Raw genomic sequence first — 22,171 nt, 5'->3', positions numbered from 1 at the left:
CAAATTGAATAACTGCCTGTATTTATAGGAATCGTCAATCGCAGCATTCCGCCGCATTGTCCATTGTAGTATTTCTTTCTTTCTTACCTCTGGTCTTTCTGCTCATAATCAACCCCAAAACTGCCAGGATTGCCTGTGTAACCGGAACCGAGAACCAGACTCCGGTGATCCCAAAAATCTGCGGAAGTACGGCGCTGGCCAGAATTCCCACTAAAACCAACTCTCCATATATGAGGATGTATGCGTTCAGGTTCTTGTTTTCCGCATAGAAGCAGGAAGTTCTCACCCTTAAAAAGCCGATGAAGAGAAAGCCAAAGGTGAAAATCGGCAGGGCCACAGATACATCCTCGATTCCCTGTGCTCCCATTCCGAAGAAAATGGCGATTGATCTGCGCAGTACGATCAAAAGACTCATGAATACTGCCGCCAGAATCTCTGCCATCACGTAGGCCATGCGCCTTAATTTTTTTACCGCAGCCTCATCTCCTACACCGTAGTATTGGCTGATCAGCGGCTGGGATCCGTCTCCCACACCCTGCAGCAGCATCTGTACGATGTATACCACATAGCAGACGACCGCATAACAAGCCGCTGCTCCGGCTCCTCCATGTATAATTGCATTTTTGTTGATAATGATCAAAATAATATTGGGCGATAAGGTCAGGCCAAAGGGCGATGCCCCTACCAGCAGGACTTCCTTGAGTTTCTTCAGTTCCGAAGCCCGTTTCATATAGCCGAACAACTTTTTTTCTTTGAGGAGGAATACCAGGCTTGGAACGATGGCCAGCCCCTGGCCGCATACCGTAGCAGCTGCTGCGCCAAACATTCCGTAACCCAGTATAGCGATGAACAGCCAGTCTAAAAGAACATTGGCCGCAAATCCCAGTACCATGGAAATCATGGCAATCACCGCTCCGTTGTAATTTCGTACGATCGGCACCAGCCCGGTGCCAATAATCTGAAACATCGTTCCGTATATAATCCAGCGTATGTATTCACTGCCCAGGTCCATGATCTCGCCCGACGCTCCGAAAAAGTGAAGGATATTAGGATAAAACGCATACATGGCGATCAGTTCCACAATACCAACGCCGATCAAAAGACCCATGGTAATTCCCAGATATTCTCTCTGGGCCTCCGGTTCCCGCTTGCCTCTGCTGATGGAAATAAGGATGGCTCCTCCCATTCCGATTCCCGTACCCGTAGCCTGAATCAAGGCCGTGATTGGATACGCGATGTTGATGGCGGCCAGACCTGCCTCGCCGATATTATTTCCAATAAACCATCCGTCGACGATCGAATATACCCCTGAAAACGCAAATGCGATCATGGATGGTATTACATAGCGGAAAAATTCTTTGTGCAGCATGCCTACTCCTTTATTCCTGACACATACCCGGTTGTCTAACAGCAACTTTCTTTTGCGAAACCGTATCCGAAAATCTCTTTAATCGTTAACTTCTTAACAGGTCATCCCCTACCCCTTTCTTTCAGCTCAAAGTATATCCCATACTCTATAGAGGAATGTCAATAGCAAATTTTTTTGTTATATTAGAGCATTTTAGTTCAAGATTATTGTGGAATGAAAGCAAAAAAGTGTTTTTTGGACTCAATTATTTGCTTTTAAAAATCGTCTGAATTTTCTAATAAAATTCGTCGTATAAATGCTCCCGACCAAAAAAGAACAGGGCTGCGGCGGTCCGATTCCGCTGCAGCCCTGTTCTTTTTTCGTTTTTGATGCTCCCGCAACTTTTGCTTTATTTTTTTCAAATCAAACATTCCCCTTAAGGGAACCCTTTTTTTGCCACAAACGTTCATCCTGCTCTTTGGCCTCTTCCCAGGGGAGGACATCGCCCTCTTCCTTCAAGTACTCCAAAAGCTCCGCGATTCCTTCTCCTGTGTAGGCACTGACAAAGAAAATTTTTTCACATCCCGCCAGGCGCAGCCACTGGGCGGCCTGCTTGGGACTTCCCATAGGATGTTCAATCTTAGTGACGATGCCCACCACCTCCCGGTTGCAAATGGAGCATACATTAGGCGGATACAGAGAAAATGGCTCAATAGAACTGAGCAGCAGTCCCACTACATCCGCTTCGTAAGAGTAGACGGCCAGAGCGCCGCCTAACGTCTTTGTTTCCGCATATTCCCCCGGCGTGTCGATGATCACGTCGTAATTGTTGACATACTGGGTCTTTTGATAGGTGATGGTTTCTCCCTTCAAAGCCTGTGTAAGGGTCGTTTTACCCGCTTCACTGCGTCCGATAAAAATAATCTTTCGCATAAGGATTACCTTCTGGTAATGTCGCAGACCGCATAGCCCAGATCGTCCCGAAAGTAAGTCACGATTTCATTGATGGCCGTGTCCACCTCTGACAGGCGTCCGGTAATAATCAGGGTGCCGCTGAACCGGTCCACAAATCCCAGATAAACGTCGCCGGCCTTGATGGAAATATCACTGGCAATGACCGCCGACTCGGGCGGACTCATGTTGAGAATACCGATGGCTGAATTGGCAAAATCCACCTCCGGATTCAATCCTAATTTTTTATATACAATGGGTCTGGGCCCTCCGATCACATGGGCCAGCGTAATCTGTTTTCCTGGGACCAGTTCTTGTATGATCCGCAGTCTGCCCTCCGCGTCCTGGGGCAGTAAATCTTTTATGTCCATTTTTTCCTCCTCTGCCTATCTTGTCACTTTAATCAATACTTCTGTGACGAATTCTTCCGCATTGCGAATGGTCCAGTAATCGGTCACATATCGCTCGATGGAATCCTCGGCGCACTGGTACCCGTGGGCATTGGCCCATTTAAAGATTTTCTCATATGTATCGTTTATTGTCTCGTGGGGACCGATATGGTAGCAGGAAGCCGCCATGTGCCCTCCCAGAGTCATGGTGGGATTGTCACCGCAGTCAGTAATGATCTTCTGCAGGATGCGGACCCTGGTCCGCTCTTCGGCCATCTTTTCCCGGTAATTGGGAAACCAGTGAATCACTGGACCGGTTATGGCCCGGTCAATTTCTTCCAAATAGTTGGTCCATTCAATATTGATGACGGATTGCATATAATTATAGCTGAACTCCTGCTCCAAGTAGCAGGTGGTCATGGGATCCTGGTATTTGATGGAGACTTCTGTAACATCGTTTTCGATAACGCTTTCCGCTTCCAAAACCAGATCGTACCAGTCCCGCACGGAAGTATAGGCGATATGGATTTCTTCCTCCATCAACTTCAATTCGTCGATTTTTGCGCGGAATCCCTTCTCATGGGCCTGATAGGAACTTCCCTCCAGAAAGTCCCGCATCTCTTCCAGCTTAAATCCCATTTGTTTGAAATATTTAATAACCGGCACCGAAAGCAGCGTCTCTTTGCTGTAAAATCGGTAATTGTTTTCCTCAGAAATTTTATCCGGGGAGATGATGCCGATTTTATCATAAAAGCGCAGCGCTTTTTTTGAAATGTTGCAGATTTTACTCACTTCTCCGATGGAATAATACTCCTGTTCTTTTGTAGACATTCCTTCCTCCTAGATTCTTAACGGCTTTTGCTTCTCAGGCTTGCTTCTGCTTCTTCCAGGCTTTTGTATCCATAAAATTCCGCAGTGGTTTTGTGGATTTGAAAGGATACGTTTTCCTTCCTTTCGCACGCGCTGCGGACAGCCTCCAGATAAAACTGCAGGGTCCGCTGGGAGTAAGTTTTTAGTTCTCCGATAGTATACACATGAAAGGACACATTGCTCCCATCGGTTCCCGTAAGTGGCCTCCCCGCTTTTGCAAAAACCGGATAGGCGGCTTCAAACTCTTGTTCACAGCGGATCAGCAAATTGGCGATCCGGTCCACCAGATCGGCCTTTTCCGGTGAAATGGGCGGCAAATGCTCCTTCAATCGATGGTCAAAATAGGCCGGATCGGTGAATTCCATCATATAAGCGTATTTTTCTGTCAGCAGGTTGCGTCCGTCTCTGTCCGCCTCCTGCAAGTCCTGCCGGTAGCTTTTCAGTGTATCCATGTCCAAGGCGCTATGCAGGCTGTACCGCATGGCATAAAAAGTCCATTCGTCGTCCTGGCAGCCGGCCCGGCCTCCCTGATTTTGGACTTGATCGAACATCCTCCACTCGGCTTCGATGATGCTGTTGATTAAATCATCCTTTTGACCGTTTTTTCGTTTTATTTCTTCTCTCATGCCTTCCTCCTAACTTGAATGTCCTCCGGGCCAGGCCCGATAACCGTTCGTTCACAATTCGCAATCCGCCATGATATGGAGATTTTTCAAACGGGTGTCACGGATGCCAGACATTAGTTCCTGCCCGTGGCTCTGCAAAAAGCTGTCAGTGGTGCGGGTAAAGCCCCGTTTGTTGAGTTCCCGCCCCGTCTCAATGCAGATGTTTTCGATCAGCCATTCCTTTTTACCGCGGTGCTCTGTGGCATCATTAAGCATCACCAGCTCTTTCAGATCGTGGAGGGCATTTTGCAGAATGCGCAGATCCTGCGCCCCGCGAAAGGCCCATTTATAAAAGGGCATGTATTGTTCGTTCAAAAGATAGATCACTGACAGAGCCGCCCGCGCGAATTCGCCGCAGGCCAGATAGGCAGCGTGGAGTTCTCCCCGTTTCATGCATCTGGGGTAGTTGTACTGACCGGATTGGGCCATGATGACCGTTCTGGCGGCCAGCTTTTTCTTAAGTACATCCTCAGGGTAAAAGCCTTTCAGCGTGCTGCGAATTTGTGAAAAAGTTCCCGGCTGGTCGAAGAAAACCTGCCCGTTGGTGGCTGTGGCTAAAAAACGCTCCGGTATTCGAAACCATTCCAGATTGTCCTTGGGCGCTCCAGACAGCCCGGTGTATTTTCTGTAAAAGCTTTCAATGGAGAACACGCCTACCCGGCCGCCCCCCTGGGCCGACTGAATACGCCTCATACCCCGGTATTCTTTGGGCAGAGCGTCATAGGCCTGCTGGAGCTGTGCTCCCATCTGCCGGTAGATCGGATCGGGCAGCCAGATGCAAAAACCCGGTCCGAAATCATGGTCCTGGGAAAATTCGTCGTCATAGCCGAAACACTCGGAGCCTTCTCCCACCAGACCTGCTGCCATCTGTTCTTTATATGGAAAAAACTGGCTCTCGATCATCGGTTTTCCGTATTCCTCAAAATATGCTTTGGAAAGTTCCATTCCTTTCATAAATCTCCGTTCCTTTCGTTTTTCATCTGCCTGCAAGTATGACTGTTAACGGGGCTGCTGCAAGTTTTCCCGTACCCGCTGAAGGTTGCGGGCTATCAGCTCGTAGTAAGGTGTTTTCCCAAAATCCCGTTCGATCAGTTCCAGCGCCTTTGCATAATATTTTTCCGCCAGAAGATAATTTTTCTCGCAGTAAAAGACCTCCCCCAGGCTGGCGTTGGCCGCGGAATAGTGGACGTCTTTGCCTCCGGTGTTTTCCTCATAGATTTTCAAGGCAGCGAAAAGGCTCTCTTTGGCCATTTCCAGTTTGTTTTGGCGGATCTGCAATTCGGCCAGGTTCACGTAGGTCGTGGCCAGCTCCCCTTTAAATTGGGGAAGCCCCTTGATAATGCGAAATGCGGTGTCCAAGGCTTGTTCTGCTTTTGCATATTCCCCCAGCTCCCGGTAAATGGCGCTGATGTTGTTGCACAAAGCCGCCATTCGGTAGTCTCCGCCCAGTCCGCAGTCCTGCAGAATCTGCTCTGCCTGCAAAAACAGCTGCAGCGCCTGCGGGTACTCTCTGGCATTGATATGTACATCTCCAGTATTGATGAGCGCCGTCGCATAATGCTCGGTAGAGGAAAGGCCCATCCGCTCCAGATTGTTTAAAACATTTTTGTAAAGCTCCCTGGCCCGGTCCAGCTCCCCGGCAGCTCTGCACAGGCCGCCCAGTTCGTTGGCCACCGCTGTCATCCCGGAAAGGTCGTTTTTTTCTTCTGCTGCATTGAGCCAGCTTTCCAAATAACGCTTTGTTTCCAGACTGTTCTTTTTCTCGAACATGATGTCCAGCCCGTTGTAAAATTCTTGTAAATTTACTCTGTCGTCCATCGAAAATCCCTCCTGAAATTGTTTTCTTAGTATAGACCTTTTGTCCACCGTAAGTCAAGAGGGGCGGCCTGGGGTTTTTGGTTTGTCAGCGCGGGCGCGTCCGGCAGTAGGGGAACTTTTTGGTTTACCATAATGAAAGCGATCGTTTTTCATTAAAAACAGTGTAAATTTTGTGGGTTTGCGGGCTTGAAATCTCCCCAAATATGAATTTTCAAGGATTTTGACACAATTTGACCCCTGAAAACCTTGGAAAGTTACACTAATTTTGGGGAAACCAAAAATTAGTGTAAGGCAAGGCAAATGCGCTTTTACACGGGCGGTAGGATGGATCTTTCCTAGAATAAAAAAAGTGTGCATAATGGAGGCCAAACCTCCTATGCACACTTTCCGCCCCGCAGGGGGGCGGCGCTTTGCAAGGTATGTTCTACACATATTTCCGCATGTACTTCAATGCGTTCTTTTCCAGCCTGGACACTTGCGCCTGGCTAATTGAAATTTCTTCCGCCACCTCCATCTGGGTCTTTCCTTCAAAAAACCGCATGGTTAGAATGTTCCGTTCCCTGGGGGAAAGCTTTTTCATCGCTTCGGACAGAGAAATATTTTCAATCCATTTTGCATCGGTATTTTTCATGTCCTTGACCTGGTCCATCACGTAGACCGCATCGCCATTATCATGAAAGACCGGTTCGAAAAGTGAAATCGGGTCCTGGATCGAGTCCAGAGCCAGCACCACATCTTCCCGTTTCATTTCCAGCTCCTTGGCGATCTCCGTCACATTGGGCTCCCGCTGCAGCTCCCTGGACAATTTTTCCTTGGCCTGCAGCGCCTTGTACGCCGTGTCGCGCAGGGATCTGGATACCCGGATGCTATTGTTATCTCTCAAGTACCGTCTCACTTCTCCGATAATCATCGGCACCGCATAGGTGCTGAATTTGACTCCGTGGGAAGTATCAAAATTATCCAGAGCTTTGATCAGTCCAATGCATCCCACCTGAAACAGATCGTCCGGGTTTTCTCCCCGGTTGTTGAACCTCTGGATCACAGAAAGTACAAGACGCAGATTCCCTTTTATAAATTCTTCCCTTACCTCTTCATCTCCAGCCTTGACCTTTTCGATCATTTCCATCATCTCTTTGTCTTTGTAGCGCGGCAGTTTCGCCGTGTTGACACCACAAATTTCAACCTTGTTAGCCATAAATAAGGTCCTCGCATCCTCTTTGCTCCCCTAAAGCATTTGGTGCTCATCCTGCATACCTTATTTATGCGCAAACTAAGGCGGTTTTATTCTGTTTGGCTGAAAACTATTTTAAGACATCTTCCAAGATTTTTAGACCTTTGTCTATTTCCTCGTAAGTGATGGTAAGAGGCGGCAAAAGCCTGATTTTATCTTTGGCCGTCAGGCTCATCAAGCCTTTTTTCAGGGCTTCAGCAACCGCGGTTTTCGCTTCTTTCCCCTTGATCTCGACACCAAGCATCAATCCCAGCCCCGATATGGAGACGACCGCGGGGATGGCATTCAACTTTTTTTTCATATATTCGCCTTTTTCCGCAACTCCTTTGAGAAAGGCATCATCCATGCGGTCCAGCACTTCCAGCGCCCCGGCGCATGCTACCGGATTGCCTCCGTAGGTCGTGCCGTGGCTTCCCGGTCCCAGCACATCGCAGACCTTTTCGCCGAACAAAGCGCCGCCGATGGGCAGGCCGCCGCCGATGCCTTTGGCAAAGGTTACGATATCCGGTTTTATGCCGTACTGTTCATAAGCAAACAAGGTGCCGGTCCTTCCAATTCCTGTCTGTACTTCATCCACGATCAAAAGCATATCCTTCTGGCGGCAGAGGGATTCCACTTCCTGAAGGAATTCCTTGTTCAAGTTGACCACGCCGCCTTCTCCCTGAACCACTTCCAGCATGATAGCGCAGGTTTTATCGTTGATGGATTTATGCAGATCGTCGATATCATCCGGTTTGCAGTAGGAGAAGTTGCCCAGGAACGGGTAAAAATCCTTATGGTAATTTTCCTGTCCGGTAGCCGTAATGGCCGCCATGGTGCGACCGTGAAAGGAGTTTTCCAGGGTTGTGATCCAATTAATATCATTGCCGTATTTATTATTGCTGTACTTTCTTGCCGCTTTAATGGCCACTTCATTAGCCTCTGCTCCGGAATTGGAGAAAAAAACTTTGCAAAGTCCGGTGCGGGCAGTCAGTATCTCCGCCACCCGAGTCTGGGGCTCAGTGTAGAACAGGTTGGACACATGCTGTAATTTCTTCAGCTGCTTTGTCACCGCCCTGACCCATCCATCGTCGCAGAATCCCAGCGAATTGACGCCGATTCCCGCTGTAAAATCGATGTATTCTTTTCCTTCTTCATCCACGCAGACCGCGCCTTTTCCGTGATCCGCCACCATATCGTATCGGGCATAAGTGCCAACGATCTTTTCCTGATCCGTTGTCTTTATATCAATCTTCTTCATTGTAATATTTCGCCTCTCTTTCACACAAAATCGCCGTACCGGCGCCCCGGTCGGTAAAGATTTCCAAGAGCATGCTGTGCGGGATACGCCCATCTAAGATATGCACTCTTGAAACCCCCTGGCGGATGGCATCGATACAATTTTTCAGTTTGGGCAGCATGCCGCCCCCGATATATCCGTCCTCGATGAGTTTTTCCGCCTCATTTACATAGAGCTCGGCAATCAAAGTCTTTGAATCGCTGGGGTCCTTGTAAACGCCGTCGATGTCCGTTAGAAATGCCAGCTTTTCAGCGCTGACTTCCTTGGCGATGGCGCAGGCTGCATCGTCGGCATTGATATTGTATGTCTGAAAATCATCATCCATGCCCACTGGAAATACGATGGGCAGAAAATCCTTTTCCAGCAGATCGTGGAGGACTTTAGCGTTGACCTCTTTGATCTCTCCCACATAGCCGATATCCTGGCCATCGGAGGTTTTTCTGGTCACATTGAGCAGGCCGCCGTCCTTGCCGCTGATCCCTACTGCCTTGACGCCCAGGGATTGAACCAGGCTCACCAGTTCCTTGTTGACCTTGGCAAGAACCATTTCCACCAGCTCCATCGTATCCTCGTCAGTGACACGAAGTCCGTTGATAAACTGCGGTTCCATGCCCACTTTTCCGACCCATCTGCTGATTTCTTTGCCGCCTCCGTGGACGATGATCGGTTTGAAGCCGACCAGTTTGAGCAGCACCACATCTTCGATGACTTTTTTCTTCAGTTCCTGGTCCAGCATAGCGCTGCCGCCGTATTTAATAACGATGATTTTCCGGTTAAAACGCTGTATATATGGCAGCGCCTCGATCAATACCTCTGCTTTATCCAAATATTTCTGACTTACCACTTTGGCCCTCCTCTAAGAACGGTAGTCTCCGTTTATTTTAACATAATCATAGGTCAAATCACAGCCCCATGCTGCGGCTTGTTCTTGTCCCTGATTGAGATTAACATCTATTTTAATTTCCGTTTCCGACAGGATCTCCGCCGCTTTTTCTTCGCTGTGGGGATACAGGGCGGAATGCTCACAAACCTTGATGCTGCCTTTCTTCGAGCTCATCTCTACGGTAATATCGTCGGCGCTGAAATCCGCCGGCGCGTAGCCAATGGCGCAGAGAACCCGGCCCCAGTTGGCATCTTCTCCGAACATAGCCGATTTGAGCAGGTCCGAGCTGATGACGGATTTTGAAAGGCTCCTGGCAGTTTCTTTGTCCGGGGCTCCCGTCACCTGACATTCGATCAGCTTGGTGGCTCCTTCACCGTCGGCGGCCAGCTTTTTGGCCAGTACCTTTGTGACCATGGCCAGAGCCTTGCAGAACTGCTTGAAGGCCTCTCCGTCTTCCTTGATTTCCGGGTTGCCGCAGAGTCCATTAGCCATAATCGCTACCGTGTCATTGGTGGAAGTATCGCCGTCAACGCTGATTTGATTGTAACTGTCTTTTATATCCTGGGAAAGGGCTTGCTGAAGCATGCTGCTGGAAATAGCCGCGTCGGTTGTGATGAAGGAAAGCATGGTCGCCATGTTAGGGTTGATCATGCCGCTGCCCTTTGCGGTTGCTCCGATGCGGCAGGTTTTCCCGCCCAGTTCAAACTCCACAGCGCACTCCTTGGAAACGGTATCCGTGGTCATAATCGCCTCTGCTGCCAGGGTTCCGCCTTCATAACTGAGGGCTTTTACCAAAGGCTTCATCCCTTTTTCAAAGGGCTCCATGATCAGCTCTTCGCCGATGACCCCAGTGGAGCAAACGATAATATTTTCAGCCTTGATACCTATGTGCTCCGCCGCTAAATCGCAGGTTTTTTTTGCGATTTCCACGCCGTTTGGAGCACAGGTATTGGCGTTTCCGCTGTTGCAGATCACAGCTTTTGCTTTGCCATCTTTCAGATGCTCCCTGGTGACTGCAATCGGTGCTCCCTTTACTTTGTTCTGGGTATAGACTGCTGCTGCCGTGCACAGTTCATCGCTGACGATCAGCGCTAAATCTTTCTTATCCGTATTCTTGCTTCTGATTCCGCAATGTACACCTGCGGCCTGAAATCCTTTCGGTGCGCACACCCCTCCATCTATGTATTGCATGTATTCTCCTTCCTTTTATCCATGAGTTGTTTATAGTATAGGAACTATCCTATACTTCAAAGAACGTACCTTGCGAAGCGTCGCTGCTTGTCAGCGACATGTGTGCGTAGGAATCATCTTTGATTCCGTCATGCACACGTTTTTTATAATACAGGAAATATCAATTGCGTGGCATTTCCTGTATTTCAAAAAAGTTTACCTTATGAAAAACGGTTCCGATGGAAACTTTTTTATAGTAAACCGGTCGTTTCATCCAGTCCGATCATAATGTTCATGCACTGAACCGCAGCGCCGGAGGCTCCTTTTCCCAAATTGTCCAGACGGGAGGCTACCAGTACCTGGTCATCATTTCCGCAGACAAAGATCTCCATCAGGTTGGTCCCGGCTAATGTATTGGCCGGCAGAAATCCGTCCTCCAGTGTCTTGCCGCCGCCCGGCTCTCTGACTTTGACAAACTTGCATCCTTGGTAATGGACTGCCATTGTCTCATGGATTTGCTCCAGCGTAAAGGGCTTTGTCAGGCATCTGGTATGGAGGGGAACCGATACCACCATGCCGCTGTAGTAGTCGTCCACAATGGGGTTGAACATGGGCCTGTATTCCAAACCGCAAATCTTCTGCATTTCCGGCAAGTGTTTGTGGGTTTGACTGAGGGCGTATTGGCGGGGCGAATAGCACGCCTCCGGTTTTTCATCGCTCTCCATGACTGCGATCATCTTTTTTCCGGCGCCGCTGTAGCCAGACACTCCATGGCAGGTGAGCGGGTAATCCGTCGGCAGAATCCCGGCCTTGACCAGAGGATACACGCAGGCGATAAAGCCGCTGGCATAGCAGCCGGGTACAGCGACCCTTTTTGCTGTTTCAATGCGCCGGCGATGATCTTCAGAAAGTTCCGGGAATCCGTATGCCCAGTCGGGGTCCGTTCTGTGGGCGGTGGAAGCATCGATAATCCTGGTGCGGTTGTTTTCCACCAGCGCCACGGCTTCTCTGGCCGCCGCGTCGGGCAGACAGAGGAAGGTAATGTCCGATTGGTTGATCAGCTTCTTTCGCTCCTGGGGATCTTTGCGTTTTTCTTCATCAATATGTAAAAGTTCCAAATCCTGGCGGCCGGCAAACCTTTCGTGGATTTTCAGGCCAGTGGTTCCTTCTCCGCCGTCAATGAATATTTTGTAGCTTTGTTTCATCCCTATTCTCCTCGTCGTCTTACATGCTTTATCCGATGAACAAAGTCGGCTCCGCTCTATTCTTAAAGGAAGCAGGCTTTGTTGGTACTCCGAAAATATTGCTTATGATATTTCCGGCAAAATAAAAAATATACATCCTATAATAAACCTTTCCTGTGTAAAAATCAATAGTTTTTTGGCATTATTATTATGTTGGATGTATATTTATTCGAATTTGTATGTATATACGCTATATCTCAACGTTTCGGACTTTTATTTGTGAATAAATCACAAATTTAATTGTGGGTTTTTGGGCGATTTATCTAAAATAGTTTCCCTTATTTGCCGCCGCCGCAACAAAGTATTATGATTCGCCGCAACTTTGTTTTGGGTTTATTCAATTTATATACGTATTTGGGATCGCCGCCTTTTTTTCTGCACGTCCATGTGTCCGGGGCTGGTGTCTCACTTAAATGTAGAAGCTAAAATGCCGGCGAGGGAAAAAATTTCGCCATTTCTATTCGAAACCGGCCTTTTGGCAGACAAAGTGTATAGAAAATCGCGCTCCAGGCCAGGTTATCCCGGTTGTTGTATGTGGCTAACCGCATATAAGTTGCTTGTATGCGCAAGAGTTAAGCAAACCAATCCTGCTGATCCTCTCAGCAGGCTGTGAAAACAGCAAAATGCCCTGATTTTCTACGGACATTGCATCCAAATCAGGGCATTTCGAATAGGAATCGGCGAAAAAAGTGTTTTTGGCCATTAAGTCGGCGTTGCCGCGGGGTAAAAAATACTGAATCTTGCTGCGACGTGGCTTGCAAGGTATAAAAACAATACACATCCACTAATAGCCAGGAAGGACTCCCGGCAGCTTCCGGCCCCCTCGATGCTCCGGCCCCTTATCCTAACCTTTCGCGATCCCCAGCTGATGACGCATCTTGGCGCAGGTAATACGGTAAACCGCGAATACAATCAGGCCGAAGAGAACTTCCACTCCCAGGCACACGCCCAGTCCGGCGATTTCGCTTTTGGAAAAGCCGCCGTCATTGGCATACATGATCATTATATAGAGCAGATACATCATGGACATGCCCACGATCGCCGGAACCGTAAACACCTTGCCGGCCTGGCTTCTCAGCTCTCTGCCCAGGAACTTGGGGGACGCGCCCAAGCGCTTCAAATCATCAAAAACATAGCGATTATTGATGGCAATGGTCATGCACCGGGTGTAACAGATCACCAGAGCCGACAACATGCAGATGATCGCGATAAATAGGAACATCATCAAGAATACGGCAAAGGTCTTCATATAATCGTTTTGGTCCATTATTCTGATTTTCGGCATATATGCCCAATACTGGCGGAATTCTGTGGAGTCCGGATTATCGAAGGACAGCCGGGTCATTTCATCCGTATCGCCCCAATAGACCTCTCCTTTTTGATTGCGGCTGTATTTATAGACACGGTCATAAACGCTGTTTGTCGGCTCTTCCTCATCCATAGAATCGATAAACCCATGGTAAAGTTCTCTGGCAAAGCTGTAATCGTCCTCTCCTTTGATGTTGAAAAAGGCTGCGCCCTCTTTCCACTCGCCCGCAAGCCCTTTGGATATGGCTGCGTAGTCCCGGTCGTCCAGAACATAGTAAGTACGGTCCGATCCGATGTAGAGTATCCCGTAGGGCACGACGCCTCCATACTCCACCGCAATTTGCTTTTTCGTCGTCATATTGGTCAGCAGACCGGTATCCTTTCTGGCGTAGAGCGCATTGCCCTCACTATCACCGACGGTCATGTACTGCCCACGCGGGACCTCCGCTTTTTTCCCGGTCACCCTGGAAAAATCGCTTTCGGAAAAAAATCGCCCTTCCGAAAGAAACTCTGTATACTCTATATGAAACTTCTGTCCTTCGTCCTCCACTTCTTCCTGGCCGTCCATCCCCAGGGCAATGTAGGCCGCCTTCTCATAATCCTTTATGGCCAATTCCCGCTTTTCCGCCATGGCTTCGATGTTTTCCCGTTCCGCAAAGTGGTTTCCCTGCGGATAAAAAAAGGCGTAATCGTAAGGTCTGGAATTGGTTTCGAGGATCTGTCCGGTGCCCATCATGGGAAGATAGAACGCGCCGAAGCAGGCGCCTGCAATGAGAACCGTTACTACCAACATATTGTTGACCGTCTGCCGGCCCTGGAACTTCATCATGCTCCTGGATATGATCCCCTTGTAATGACTCCTGCGCTGCCGCCAGCCATTGACCACAGTATGGAGAAGGATCATATAAAGCCCCAAAAGCACCGGCGCATAGAGAACATTGAGCCACTCAGGCGCATATGCCTGGAAGAGTTGTTTGTAGATGCCGCTTGCGCTGTATCCCACAACTGCGCCGATCAGCAGGATCACGATCCCCAAAATGCCGCACTTTCTCCCTACCTGCCGTACCGGCTCATTCTTGTGTTCTTCGTGAACCACGTCCATGATATTGGTCCGGTTGAGATAGCGGATACCCAAAATAATGGCCGCGCCGATGACCAGCGCCATGAATAAGACCGAAAGCAGCAGACAGGAAAAGTCAAAGGTCAGTTTCATTTCCGCGCTGTCCACCACAAGCAGGCGGAAAGCCTGCCAGATCAGCCACGCGAAGGGCATACCACAGACTGTCCCTGCCAGTGCGGAAAGGCCGCTGACAATGGCAGTTTCTGAAATCACTCCCGGGGCCAGCCGCTGCTTGGATGCTCCTAGAGCCATCATGATCCCGATTTCCTTGGACTTTTTCCGAAAGAACAGCCCTGCAGAATAAATGGTAAAGACCACACAGCCCACACAGGCCAGGACAAAAATGGCGATCATCTGTTTTCGGCTGTCTCCCCCTTCCGGAAGCACGCTCAGCACAGTGGGTGAAAACATCATCGCCGAATATGCCGTGATCAGCATTAAGGAAATAAAATTGCAAAAAGCATAGAGGGAATATTGTTTTCGGTTGTGTTTTCTTAATTTTCTCTGTATCGCTTTCATGGTCATCATTTGGTATCACCGCTCATTTCCTTAATCGCAAGCAGCAGCTGATCGTGGAACGCTTCCCGGCTCTCGCCCTTTTCCATGTTCCGATAAACAGTCCCATCCTGCAGCAAGACCACCCGGTCGCAGAAGGACGCGGAAAAACTATCGTGGGTCACCATCAAAATGGTGGCATCCAGCTTGTTGATCGCTTCCCGGAAAGATTCGATTACCGCCCGGCTGGATTTGCTGTCCAGGTTTCCTGTCGGTTCATCGGCAAGGATCATCAGCGGATTGTTGATCAGCGCCCGGGCCACCGCGGTCCTCTGCCGCTCCCCGCCCGACACGTCGGCAGGAAATTTATCCTTGATATGCTCGATTCCAAAGATGTTCAAAAGGTCATCGGCCAGCTTCTCTTCCTTCTTCCCCACATTGCCGTTGATGATGCTGGGCAGCAAAATGTTTTCCCGGATATTGAGTCCGTCTAGGAGCATGAAGTCCTGAAAAACGAACCCCAGCTTTTCATTGCGCACCTTCGCCAGCTCCTCCTCGCTGAGATTTTTCAGCTCCCGGCCGCCGAGGACGATCTTTCCCTCATCAAAGGGAATATAGCAGGAAATACAGTTGAGCAGCGTGCTCTTTCCCGAACCCGACGGCCCCATAACGGCCACGAACTCTCCCTGAGCGACGGACAAATTGATCCCTTTCAGCACCGGGTAGGTTTCCCGGCCCACCATATAGGACTTGCGCAAATCTTTTACATGCAGCATATTCTAACTCTCCTTTTTCTCTGTTTTGATGTCCTTACCTTACCACAGAAAAACAGCTGCAGAATCTGCCGTGTCATAGATTGCAGATTGGGTGTAATCTTTGGAATCTGCCTTGCAGGCTTTGCAAAGTTTTGTTCTTTTCATGTAAAATTCAGCATCTTTGTGCTATACTCATACTCAGAAAATATAGAGGGAAGGATGGAATGAATATGCTGAGAATCGCCTTGTGCGACGATGAAACAAAGGCAAGAGACGCCCTGCGCTTTCAGCTGGAAAAAATTCTTTATGAAGGAGTGGAAAGCATTGTGTATGAATTCAATTCGGGGAAACGAGCCGCAAGCTGGCTGGCCAAACACCCCGGAGAAATTGATCTGCTGTTTTTAGATGTGGAGATGAAAGAACAGAGCGGCATGGAAACAGCTCTGGAAATTCGCAAGTTCAACCGGAAGCTTATGATCGTTTTCGTCACCGGTTACCCGGACTACGTTTTTGACGGCTACCGCACCGGGGCCCTGGATTACATCCTCAAACCCGCTGACCCGGAAAGGCTCCGTGAGCTGATGGAGCGGATCCGCCGCATGGAGCAGGAGCAGGCAGATGCCTTCTTTGCTTTTCACAATATTGACGGGACCTTTAAGCTGGCCTGCAGGGACATCCTCTACTTTTACAGCGAAAAACGGCTCGTTCACCTGGTTACTGCTGAAAAAGAATACACCTTTTACGACAAACTGGACCTTGTGGCGGCAAAGGTGGGAAACGATTTTGTGCGAATCCACCAGCGCTATCTGGTAAATGCTTCCGCGGTGGAACATATTTCCGCATCCGCAGTCACCATCTCAGGAATCCAGCTTCCCATGAGCCGGGCACTGAAAGAAGAAGCCTCCAAAAAACTGGCCCGCGCCATGCTGGGAGGTGCGTTCTGATGTTTCTGACTCACCCCATGAATTTCTTTCTTTTTCCCACTGCTTGGCTTGCCATGAAAGCTTCCGGTCTTCTGCTGCCAGCCGGCAGGGGGATTTGGCGGATGGCACTCCTGTATCTGGGACATTTCGTTTTGGTTTCCATGGTCATCTTTCTTGGCGATCCTTTCAACCTGCCGCCTACACTTCTCTTTTTCATGGCCGCGGTCCTTCTTTGCTGCAAAGGGCCGCTGCTACAGCGGCTCACCATTGGGCTTATGTTTGCCAGCACGGCTCTGGCACTCAATGCCTTCCTGGATGAAACAACGGATGTCCACTTCAAGACCTCCATTATCCTGCGGCTTTGCTTCTGGTGCCTGCTTTATCTTGCCATGCGGCGCGCCGCTCCTCCAAAGGACTATGAACTGTCCCCCGCGCTCTGGAAGCTGCTGCTTCTTTTAACCCTTACGCCCCTTGGCATCACCTGCTCTCTGGTTTTGCTCATCAGTCCTTTTTATATATCGACCCCTTCGTTTTCCTATGCCCCTCTTGCCTGTCTTTTCATCGCCTTCCTTTCCTTTGTTGGGCTCCTGTGGGCCATCACCGTGCTGGCTAAACAACGCCGCCTGGAAAGGGACAGCATTGTGGGGGAAATGAACAAACGCTATTACGCCTCCATGGAACAGCAGCAATTCGAGGTCAGAAGGCTGCGCCACGATCTGTCCAATCATCTGCAGGCTTTGGCCTCCCTTCCAGATGAGGAAAAGGACGCTTATTTGGCAAAGCTGATCGAAAGTCCTGCCATAAAGGGGACCCTTCATTATTGCGGCGACCAAACCGTCAATGCGGTACTCAGCACCAAAGCCGCCCTCATGGAGCAGAAAAACATTTCCTTTGATGTGAAAGCAGATATTCCAGGCCCTCTTCCCTTTGAAAAAGCGGACATCTGCGCTCTGCTGGCCAATGCTCTGGATAATGCGGCAGAAGCGTGCCAAAAGCTGCCGCAGAACCAGCGCCGCACTGTCCTCAGGCTGCGTGCGCAAAAAGGCATTTTCGCGGTCAGTGTCATCAACCCCCTTCCCGGTGAAACGCGGGCGGACGGAGAAAACGCCCTGCCGGATACCAGCAAGGCAGACAAAGAGAAACACGGCTTTGGGCTGAGAAGCATCCGGGAAGTCGTCACCCGTTATCAGGGAAGCATGGACATACAAACCAAAAACGGGGAATTTCAGCTGTTTTTATATATGCCTTTGGATCAGGAACAGGTTGCGGATCGATAGCGCTTGCATGTTTCTGGATTTTAACTTTCTACAAAAGGCCAGTTCCTTTGAAAGCACTTTGATTTCCAAACATCTCTATCAGATTATCCATGCATTACCTCTTCCCAATAGTTCACAAAATGGAATCGAAAAAAGGGCTGTCGCATTCATTTTCACGAATGTGGCAACCCCTTTACTCTATACAATAGAACCTCGCTGCTTAGGAGAGCTTTGATAAATCCAACTTTTCAATCAGGCTTTCAAAATCCTGATTTGATAAATCGCTGCTTTGCTTTTCTGGCGTGAATTGATATAACAGCTCTATCGTATGCGTCTCAGTAATGATCAGAGCTTTGAAGTTGCGGCCAGAGTTGCTTTTATAAGAATTTGCTTTAACCTGATATCCGTCCATTGTTGTAAAGTTCCACTCCGTATATTCAGGGCGTTCCTTTTCTTCCGGAAAGGTAAAAGCACTCCATGGAGAAAGATACACATTTCTCGGAATCATATGCAATTCCCAATATATTGGAGCTTCAGGAGATTCACCGCCGCCAATTATGGTTACGGTTCCTTTATCCGTATAGATATATCCATCATTATACACATTATCATCCTTTGATTTCAGCTCGTTAATATCCCAAAACTCCCCCAGGATATTTCCGATTCCAACCTGATCTAATGCCTTCTTTGCCGAATTCACATAATAGTGAGTCCGTACAAATTCAAGTCCATATTTTTCGAGTACAGCCTTCTCTTTTTCCGTAGGAGCTCTGAACGTGATCGACTTTTCTTTTTCATCTGTTGTTCCAGTATCCTCAAACGTTCCATTGTCAAGCGCAATAAGTTCCTCTTGAGAAAGACTGTTATAATAATCCATCATTTCTTTTGCAGCTTTATACTGTGCAGAATCCTCTACTGCAGTCAATTCATATTTGTCATACTTTGTATTGATCACTCCCAGATTAAACCAACCGGCTGCATAAGCAACCGCACCGAATGACAAAATCATTACCAGCGCTGCGGCCAGAACTATGAACTTGCGGCTGAATCGTCCTATTGCAGGTTTATGGCCTGGCCCTTCGTTCTGTCTCAGGGCTGCACGTTTGTAGAAATTCTTAATATAAGCTTCTTTCTCAGCTTCTGTCAGGATGTGGTCCTCTTCTGTTAAAAAGGCGTCAAAATTTATATGCGAGTAGTTATCCTTCATTTTATCACACCTCCGCTTTGGCACTTCATTTGATTTTTGATTTTTTTCTTTCCCCGTGAAATGCGAGAGTATATAAGATCAGGTTTCATGTTTTTCGCTTGGGATATCTCCTCGATCGATTGATCTTCCATATATCTTCGAAAAAACAGGTCTTTATCTTCCTCAGACAAACAGCTCAAAAGCTTTTCAAGCTCGCCAGTTGACTCATCGATACCATCCATGCCGCTATCAAAAGGATGAAAACCATTCAGCCAATCGATATCCTGCTGATCTCCAATGCTGACAAAACGTTCACTGCGTTTCTTTTCTCTGCGAAGCGCATCGATCGCCCGATATTTTGCGATTGCACAAATCCAGTTCTTGAAATTGCTTTTCTTATCATCGAATTTATCCGGATTATTCCAGATGGCAAGCAGTATATCATTAAAGCATTCGTCCAGCGCTTCTTTGTCGCTGTACAGGTATTTGTAAATCACACTTTTGATCAAAGAGCCATATTCATGAACAATAAACTCGATGGATTCAGGGTTTTTCCGTCTGAGCTCAGCGAAAAAATTATCATGATTTATATCCAATATTACTTCCTCCTAATTTCCGACCGGCCTGTTTGATTAATCACTTATTACTACGAAACAAAACAGGAGAATCTAACAATCTCATGAAATTATAACAGAATGTGCAGGTGCTGAAAAAGAAATCAAAGGCAAAAGGGAGCATATCACATCAGATAAATGTTAATGGATATGCTCCCTTCTGCACCTTTTTGGCGGTGTATCTGTTTCTCTTGATTGGTCTTTTCGCTTACAACAAGGTATTATGTTAATATACATTTATATAATGCCAAAACGTACTCATATGCAGCCGGATAGGGATACTCCGGCGTCAGATGATAATCTGGAAAATAAACTCTCTTTACGAGTGCCCGCCAGGGTCTGATCCACCTGTCAGCAGTGAGGCGAAGCCGCTTTCTCTTCTGTTAAGGAAGCCCGCAGACTGTCCGCTGTCAGCGTTTTCGCGCTGCGCAGCATTTCCATTGGGGTTCCCGTGAATACGACTTGGCCGCCGTTGTTTCCGCCGTCAGGTCCGATGTCGATGATCCAGTCTGCCTGCTTCATCACATCCAGGTTATGCTCGATGATCACCAGCGTGTTGCCCCGGGAAACGATCATGTCGAACAGCTTGAGCAGATTTTGCGTATCGGACATGTGCAGTCCGGTTGTCGGCTCGTCCATCACAATGATGCTCCCCTTCTTCCCCAGTTTTTTTGCAAGCTTGATTCTCTGGCGTTCGCCGCCGGAAAGGGTACTGAGCGGCTGGCCCAGGGTAAGATAAGATAATCCCACCTGCTCCATTACTTTCAGCCGCTTCTTAATCTTAGCATCCTCAAATACCTCCATCGCCTGAGATGCAGTCAGGCTCAGCAGTTCAACGATGTTTTTTCCCTTGTAGGTGCAGGCTAGGGCCTCCTGGTTATAGCGAACGCCGCCGCAAGCCTCACACTCAGTCACGATGGGATCCATGAACGCCAGCTCGGTAACAATCACGCCTTTGCCGCCGCACACCGGGCAGGCCCCGGCAGAATTGAAGCTGAACAGGCTGCTGGGCTTGCCGCTTTCCCGGGCCATCAGCCTGCGAATCTCATCAAAAAAGCCCAGATAGGATGCGGGCGTGGACCGGCCTGTCGCTGTGATAGGGCCCTGATCGATCATCACAACGTCGCTCTCATACTGTTTGGCAAAGACTTGCGAGATCAAAGTGCTTTTTCCCGAACCGGCCACGCCGGTGACCACAGTCATGACCCCCAGCGGAATATCCACATCTACATGCTTTAGATTGTGCAGGCAGGCATCCCGGACCGGCAGGCTGCCTCGCGGACGACGGGGCTCCTCTTTTACCGGCAGGGACTGGAGCATGGCTTTCCCTGTCAAAGTGTCGGCCTGGAGAAGTTCTGCGCAGCTGCCGGCGAACACAATTTCCCCGCCGTTCTGTCCGGCCCCCGGTCCCACGTCGATCACATGGTCCGCAATGGAAATCACATCTTTATCGTGCTCCACCACCAGGACTGTGTTACCCTTGTCCCGCAGCTGAAGCAGCAGATTGTTCATGCGGTAGACATCCCGAGGATGCATCCCTGTGCTGGGTTCGTCAAAAATATAGGTCATCCCAGTCAGACTGCTGCCCATGTAACGCACCAGCTTGAGCCGCTGGGCCTCACCTCCGGAGAGAGACGGGGTTTCTCGGTTCAGATGAAGATAGGGCAGGCCGATCTCGATCATCCGATCCAGACCCTCGATCATCGTCTGCACCAGGACTTTTACCGTTTGGTCCATAATCTGTGATAGGACATCACGAAGCTGGGTCAGCTCCATGGCGCACATATCCGCAATGGACCAGTCGTTTATTTTGCAGCTTAAAACAGCCTCGTTGAGCCGTTTCCCATGGCAGTCGGCACACTCCATTTCGACAACCAGGCTTTGAGACTTCTCCTGTGTATGCCTGCTTTTATTGCTGATATCCCTGTTTAATAGGGTCTTTGTGTATTTGTGGTACAGCCCGGTCACCTTTGGGTTCTCCAGCTCACCTTTACCGTCGCGGGAACCGTATAGAAGGAGGTTGTATTCCTCGCTGGAATACGCTCTGATCGGCTTGTCCAGGTCGAACAGGCCCGACTGCGCATACTGCTTCCAGTACCAAGAGCCCGGCCTGTACAGAGAATCCTGCACACAGCCCTCATTCCAGGACTTGTCCAAATCCAATATGGCTTCCACATCCACTTTTGTGATCTTTCCAAGGCCGGAACAAGTTTTGCACATGCCGTTGGGGTCATTGAAGGAAAAATGGGAGGCTGTGCCTGCATAGGGCTTTCCAATTCTGGAAAACAGCAGCCGCAGACTGGCATAAAGCCCGCTGATGGTTCCCACTGTAGATCGGGCATTCCCGCCCAGGGGAGACTGGTCCACCACCACGGCCGGCGTTAAATGATCGATACGCTCCACTGCAGGCTTGGGATACTTGGGGAGCCTGGACCGGACGAAAGGCGGGTAGGTCGCATTCATCTGCCGCTGGGATTCGGCGGCGATGGTATCAAAAACAATGCTGGATTTGCCGGAGCCTGACACACCGGTAAACACCGTGATTTTTTCCTTTGGAATACTGAATGTAACATGCTTCAAATTGTTCTGAGTCAGCCCATGGACAACGATATCTGCCATCTGATTGTACCTCTTTTCGCTTTTGCTTCCTATCATATCATGGTTTG

At 49.0% G+C, this 22,171-nt stretch carries 20 protein-coding genes; 2 read left to right on the top strand and 18 right to left on the bottom strand.

What is annotated here, in order from left to right; all coding sequences use genetic code 11:
- Positions 1-34 precede the first annotated feature (34 nt).
- The 15 genes from LG211_RS01495 to LG211_RS01425 form a co-directional block, all read right to left on the bottom strand.
- Positions 35-1,369: an MATE family efflux transporter gene (locus tag LG211_RS01495; protein ID WP_148395611.1), complete on the bottom strand. Its 1,335-nt coding sequence runs from the start codon at positions 1,367-1,369 to the stop codon at positions 35-37.
- A 402-nt stretch (positions 1,370-1,771) separates the two neighbouring features.
- Positions 1,772-2,281 carry a EutP/PduV family microcompartment system protein gene (locus LG211_RS01490; protein ID WP_148395610.1) on the bottom strand — a complete coding sequence of 170 codons (510 nt, stop codon included), beginning with the start codon at positions 2,279-2,281 and terminating at the stop codon, positions 1,772-1,774.
- A 5-nt stretch (positions 2,282-2,286) separates the two neighbouring features.
- Positions 2,287-2,670, bottom strand: coding sequence for a BMC domain-containing protein (locus LG211_RS01485; RefSeq protein ID WP_148395609.1), 384 nt, complete (start codon positions 2,668-2,670; stop codon positions 2,287-2,289).
- A 15-nt stretch (positions 2,671-2,685) separates the two neighbouring features.
- Positions 2,686-3,519, bottom strand: coding sequence for a MerR family transcriptional regulator (locus LG211_RS01480; protein WP_148395608.1), 834 nt, complete (start codon positions 3,517-3,519; stop codon positions 2,686-2,688).
- Between the two features lie 17 nt (positions 3,520-3,536).
- Positions 3,537-4,184: a DUF4125 family protein gene (locus LG211_RS01475; protein ID WP_253021160.1), complete on the bottom strand. Its 648-nt coding sequence runs from the start codon at positions 4,182-4,184 to the stop codon at positions 3,537-3,539.
- A gap of 51 nt (positions 4,185-4,235) precedes the next feature.
- Positions 4,236-5,177 carry a DUF4037 domain-containing protein gene (locus LG211_RS01470; protein ID WP_148395606.1) on the bottom strand — a complete coding sequence of 314 codons (942 nt, stop codon included), beginning with the start codon at positions 5,175-5,177 and terminating at the stop codon, positions 4,236-4,238.
- Positions 5,178-5,222: 45 nt separating this feature from the next.
- A complete protein-coding gene (locus tag LG211_RS01465) occupies positions 5,223-6,041 on the bottom strand; it encodes a tetratricopeptide repeat protein (RefSeq protein ID WP_227754758.1) in 819 nt (272 codons plus the stop codon).
- Between the two features lie 54 nt (positions 6,042-6,095).
- On the bottom strand, positions 6,096-6,398 hold the full coding sequence (locus LG211_RS01460; RefSeq protein WP_148395604.1) for a hypothetical protein: 303 nt from the start codon (positions 6,396-6,398) through the stop codon (positions 6,096-6,098).
- Between the two features lie 67 nt (positions 6,399-6,465).
- Positions 6,466-7,236: an RNA polymerase sporulation sigma factor SigG gene (gene sigG, locus LG211_RS01455; protein ID WP_148395603.1), complete on the bottom strand. Its 771-nt coding sequence runs from the start codon at positions 7,234-7,236 to the stop codon at positions 6,466-6,468.
- 106 nt (positions 7,237-7,342) lie between these two features.
- Entirely contained in the window at positions 7,343-8,512 is a 1,170-nt protein-coding gene (locus tag LG211_RS01450; RefSeq protein ID WP_227754759.1) for an aspartate aminotransferase family protein, read from the bottom strand.
- On the bottom strand, positions 8,499-9,395 hold the full coding sequence (argB, locus tag LG211_RS01445) for an acetylglutamate kinase (protein ID WP_148395601.1): 897 nt from the start codon (positions 9,393-9,395) through the stop codon (positions 8,499-8,501). Before argB ends, LG211_RS01450 begins: the two co-directional genes overlap by 14 nt.
- A gap of 12 nt (positions 9,396-9,407) precedes the next feature.
- A complete protein-coding gene (gene argJ / locus LG211_RS01440) occupies positions 9,408-10,625 on the bottom strand; it encodes a bifunctional glutamate N-acetyltransferase/amino-acid acetyltransferase ArgJ (RefSeq protein WP_227754760.1) in 1,218 nt (405 codons plus the stop codon).
- A 230-nt stretch (positions 10,626-10,855) separates the two neighbouring features.
- On the bottom strand, positions 10,856-11,809 hold the full coding sequence (argC, locus tag LG211_RS01435) for an N-acetyl-gamma-glutamyl-phosphate reductase (protein ID WP_148395599.1): 954 nt from the start codon (positions 11,807-11,809) through the stop codon (positions 10,856-10,858).
- A gap of 883 nt (positions 11,810-12,692) precedes the next feature.
- On the bottom strand, positions 12,693-14,804 hold the full coding sequence (locus tag LG211_RS01430; protein ID WP_148395597.1) for an FtsX-like permease family protein: 2,112 nt from the start codon (positions 14,802-14,804) through the stop codon (positions 12,693-12,695).
- Positions 14,801-15,547, bottom strand: coding sequence for an ABC transporter ATP-binding protein (locus LG211_RS01425; protein WP_148395596.1), 747 nt, complete (start codon positions 15,545-15,547; stop codon positions 14,801-14,803). The genes LG211_RS01430 and LG211_RS01425 overlap by 4 nt, the downstream gene beginning before the upstream one ends.
- 203 nt (positions 15,548-15,750) lie before the next feature.
- Here LG211_RS01425 and LG211_RS01420 point away from each other — a divergent pair, with 203 nt between their 5' ends.
- Together LG211_RS01420 and LG211_RS01415 are read left to right on the top strand one after the other, a co-directional pair.
- Positions 15,751-16,470, top strand: coding sequence for a LytR/AlgR family response regulator transcription factor (locus LG211_RS01420; protein WP_332108586.1), 720 nt, complete (start codon positions 15,751-15,753; stop codon positions 16,468-16,470).
- Positions 16,471-16,571: 101 nt separating this feature from the next.
- The gene (locus LG211_RS01415; RefSeq protein ID WP_269476906.1) at positions 16,572-17,726 is read left to right on the top strand and encodes an ATP-binding protein; all 1,155 of its coding nucleotides are present in this window, start codon (positions 16,572-16,574) and stop codon (positions 17,724-17,726) included.
- A gap of 199 nt (positions 17,727-17,925) precedes the next feature.
- Here LG211_RS01415 and LG211_RS01410 read toward each other — a convergent pair whose 3' ends face one another.
- The 3 genes from LG211_RS01410 to LG211_RS01400 all read right to left on the bottom strand — a co-directional run bounded on the left by LG211_RS01410 (position 17,926) and on the right by LG211_RS01400 (position 22,124).
- A complete protein-coding gene (locus LG211_RS01410) occupies positions 17,926-18,912 on the bottom strand; it encodes a hypothetical protein (protein WP_253021153.1) in 987 nt (328 codons plus the stop codon).
- A complete protein-coding gene (locus LG211_RS01405) occupies positions 18,909-19,487 on the bottom strand; it encodes a sigma-70 family RNA polymerase sigma factor (RefSeq protein WP_253021152.1) in 579 nt (192 codons plus the stop codon). The genes LG211_RS01410 and LG211_RS01405 overlap by 4 nt, the downstream gene beginning before the upstream one ends.
- Positions 19,488-19,856: 369 nt before the next feature.
- Positions 19,857-22,124, bottom strand: coding sequence for an excinuclease ABC subunit UvrA (locus tag LG211_RS01400; protein ID WP_269476905.1), 2,268 nt, complete (start codon positions 22,122-22,124; stop codon positions 19,857-19,859).
- Between the last annotated feature and the right edge of the window lie 47 nt (positions 22,125-22,171).

The sequence above is a fragment of the Hominibacterium faecale genome (genome assembly GCF_020734085.1).
GTDB lineage: Bacteria > Bacillota > Clostridia > Peptostreptococcales > Anaerovoracaceae > Hominibacterium > Hominibacterium faecale.
The sequence above is the reverse complement of the archived record's forward strand: the minus strand, read 5'-3'. Positions and strand labels throughout refer to the sequence as shown.

Coding starts and splice junctions, on each gene's coding strand:
- LG211_RS01465 (WP_227754758.1), bottom strand. CDS start 6,041: ATGGACGACAGAGTAAATTTACAAGAATTTTACAACGGGCTGGACATC.
- LG211_RS01480 (WP_148395608.1), bottom strand. CDS start 3,519: ATGTCTACAAAAGAACAGGAGTATTATTCCATCGGAGAAGTGAGTAAA.
- LG211_RS01400 (WP_269476905.1), bottom strand. CDS start 22,124: ATGGCAGATATCGTTGTCCATGGGCTGACTCAGAACAATTTGAAGCAT.
- LG211_RS01425 (WP_148395596.1), bottom strand. CDS start 15,547: ATGCTGCATGTAAAAGATTTGCGCAAGTCCTATATGGTGGGCCGGGAA.
- LG211_RS01415 (WP_269476906.1), top strand. CDS start 16,572: ATGGCACTCCTGTATCTGGGACATTTCGTTTTGGTTTCCATGGTCATC.
- LG211_RS01430 (WP_148395597.1), bottom strand. CDS start 14,804: ATGATGACCATGAAAGCGATACAGAGAAAATTAAGAAAACACAACCGA.
- LG211_RS01490 (WP_148395610.1), bottom strand. CDS start 2,281: ATGCGAAAGATTATTTTTATCGGACGCAGTGAAGCGGGTAAAACGACC.
- argJ (WP_227754760.1), bottom strand. CDS start 10,625: ATGCAATACATAGATGGAGGGGTGTGCGCACCGAAAGGATTTCAGGCC.
- LG211_RS01475 (WP_253021160.1), bottom strand. CDS start 4,184: ATGAGAGAAGAAATAAAACGAAAAAACGGTCAAAAGGATGATTTAATC.
- LG211_RS01485 (WP_148395609.1), bottom strand. CDS start 2,670: ATGGACATAAAAGATTTACTGCCCCAGGACGCGGAGGGCAGACTGCGG.
- LG211_RS01450 (WP_227754759.1), bottom strand. CDS start 8,512: ATGAAGAAGATTGATATAAAGACAACGGATCAGGAAAAGATCGTTGGC.
- argC (WP_148395599.1), bottom strand. CDS start 11,809: ATGAAACAAAGCTACAAAATATTCATTGACGGCGGAGAAGGAACCACT.
- LG211_RS01495 (WP_148395611.1), bottom strand. CDS start 1,369: ATGCTGCACAAAGAATTTTTCCGCTATGTAATACCATCCATGATCGCA.
- LG211_RS01410 (WP_253021153.1), bottom strand. CDS start 18,912: ATGAAGGATAACTACTCGCATATAAATTTTGACGCCTTTTTAACAGAA.
- sigG (WP_148395603.1), bottom strand. CDS start 7,236: ATGGCTAACAAGGTTGAAATTTGTGGTGTCAACACGGCGAAACTGCCG.
- LG211_RS01460 (WP_148395604.1), bottom strand. CDS start 6,398: ATGCACACTTTTTTTATTCTAGGAAAGATCCATCCTACCGCCCGTGTA.
- LG211_RS01470 (WP_148395606.1), bottom strand. CDS start 5,177: ATGAAAGGAATGGAACTTTCCAAAGCATATTTTGAGGAATACGGAAAA.
- LG211_RS01420 (WP_332108586.1), top strand. CDS start 15,751: ATGAATATGCTGAGAATCGCCTTGTGCGACGATGAAACAAAGGCAAGA.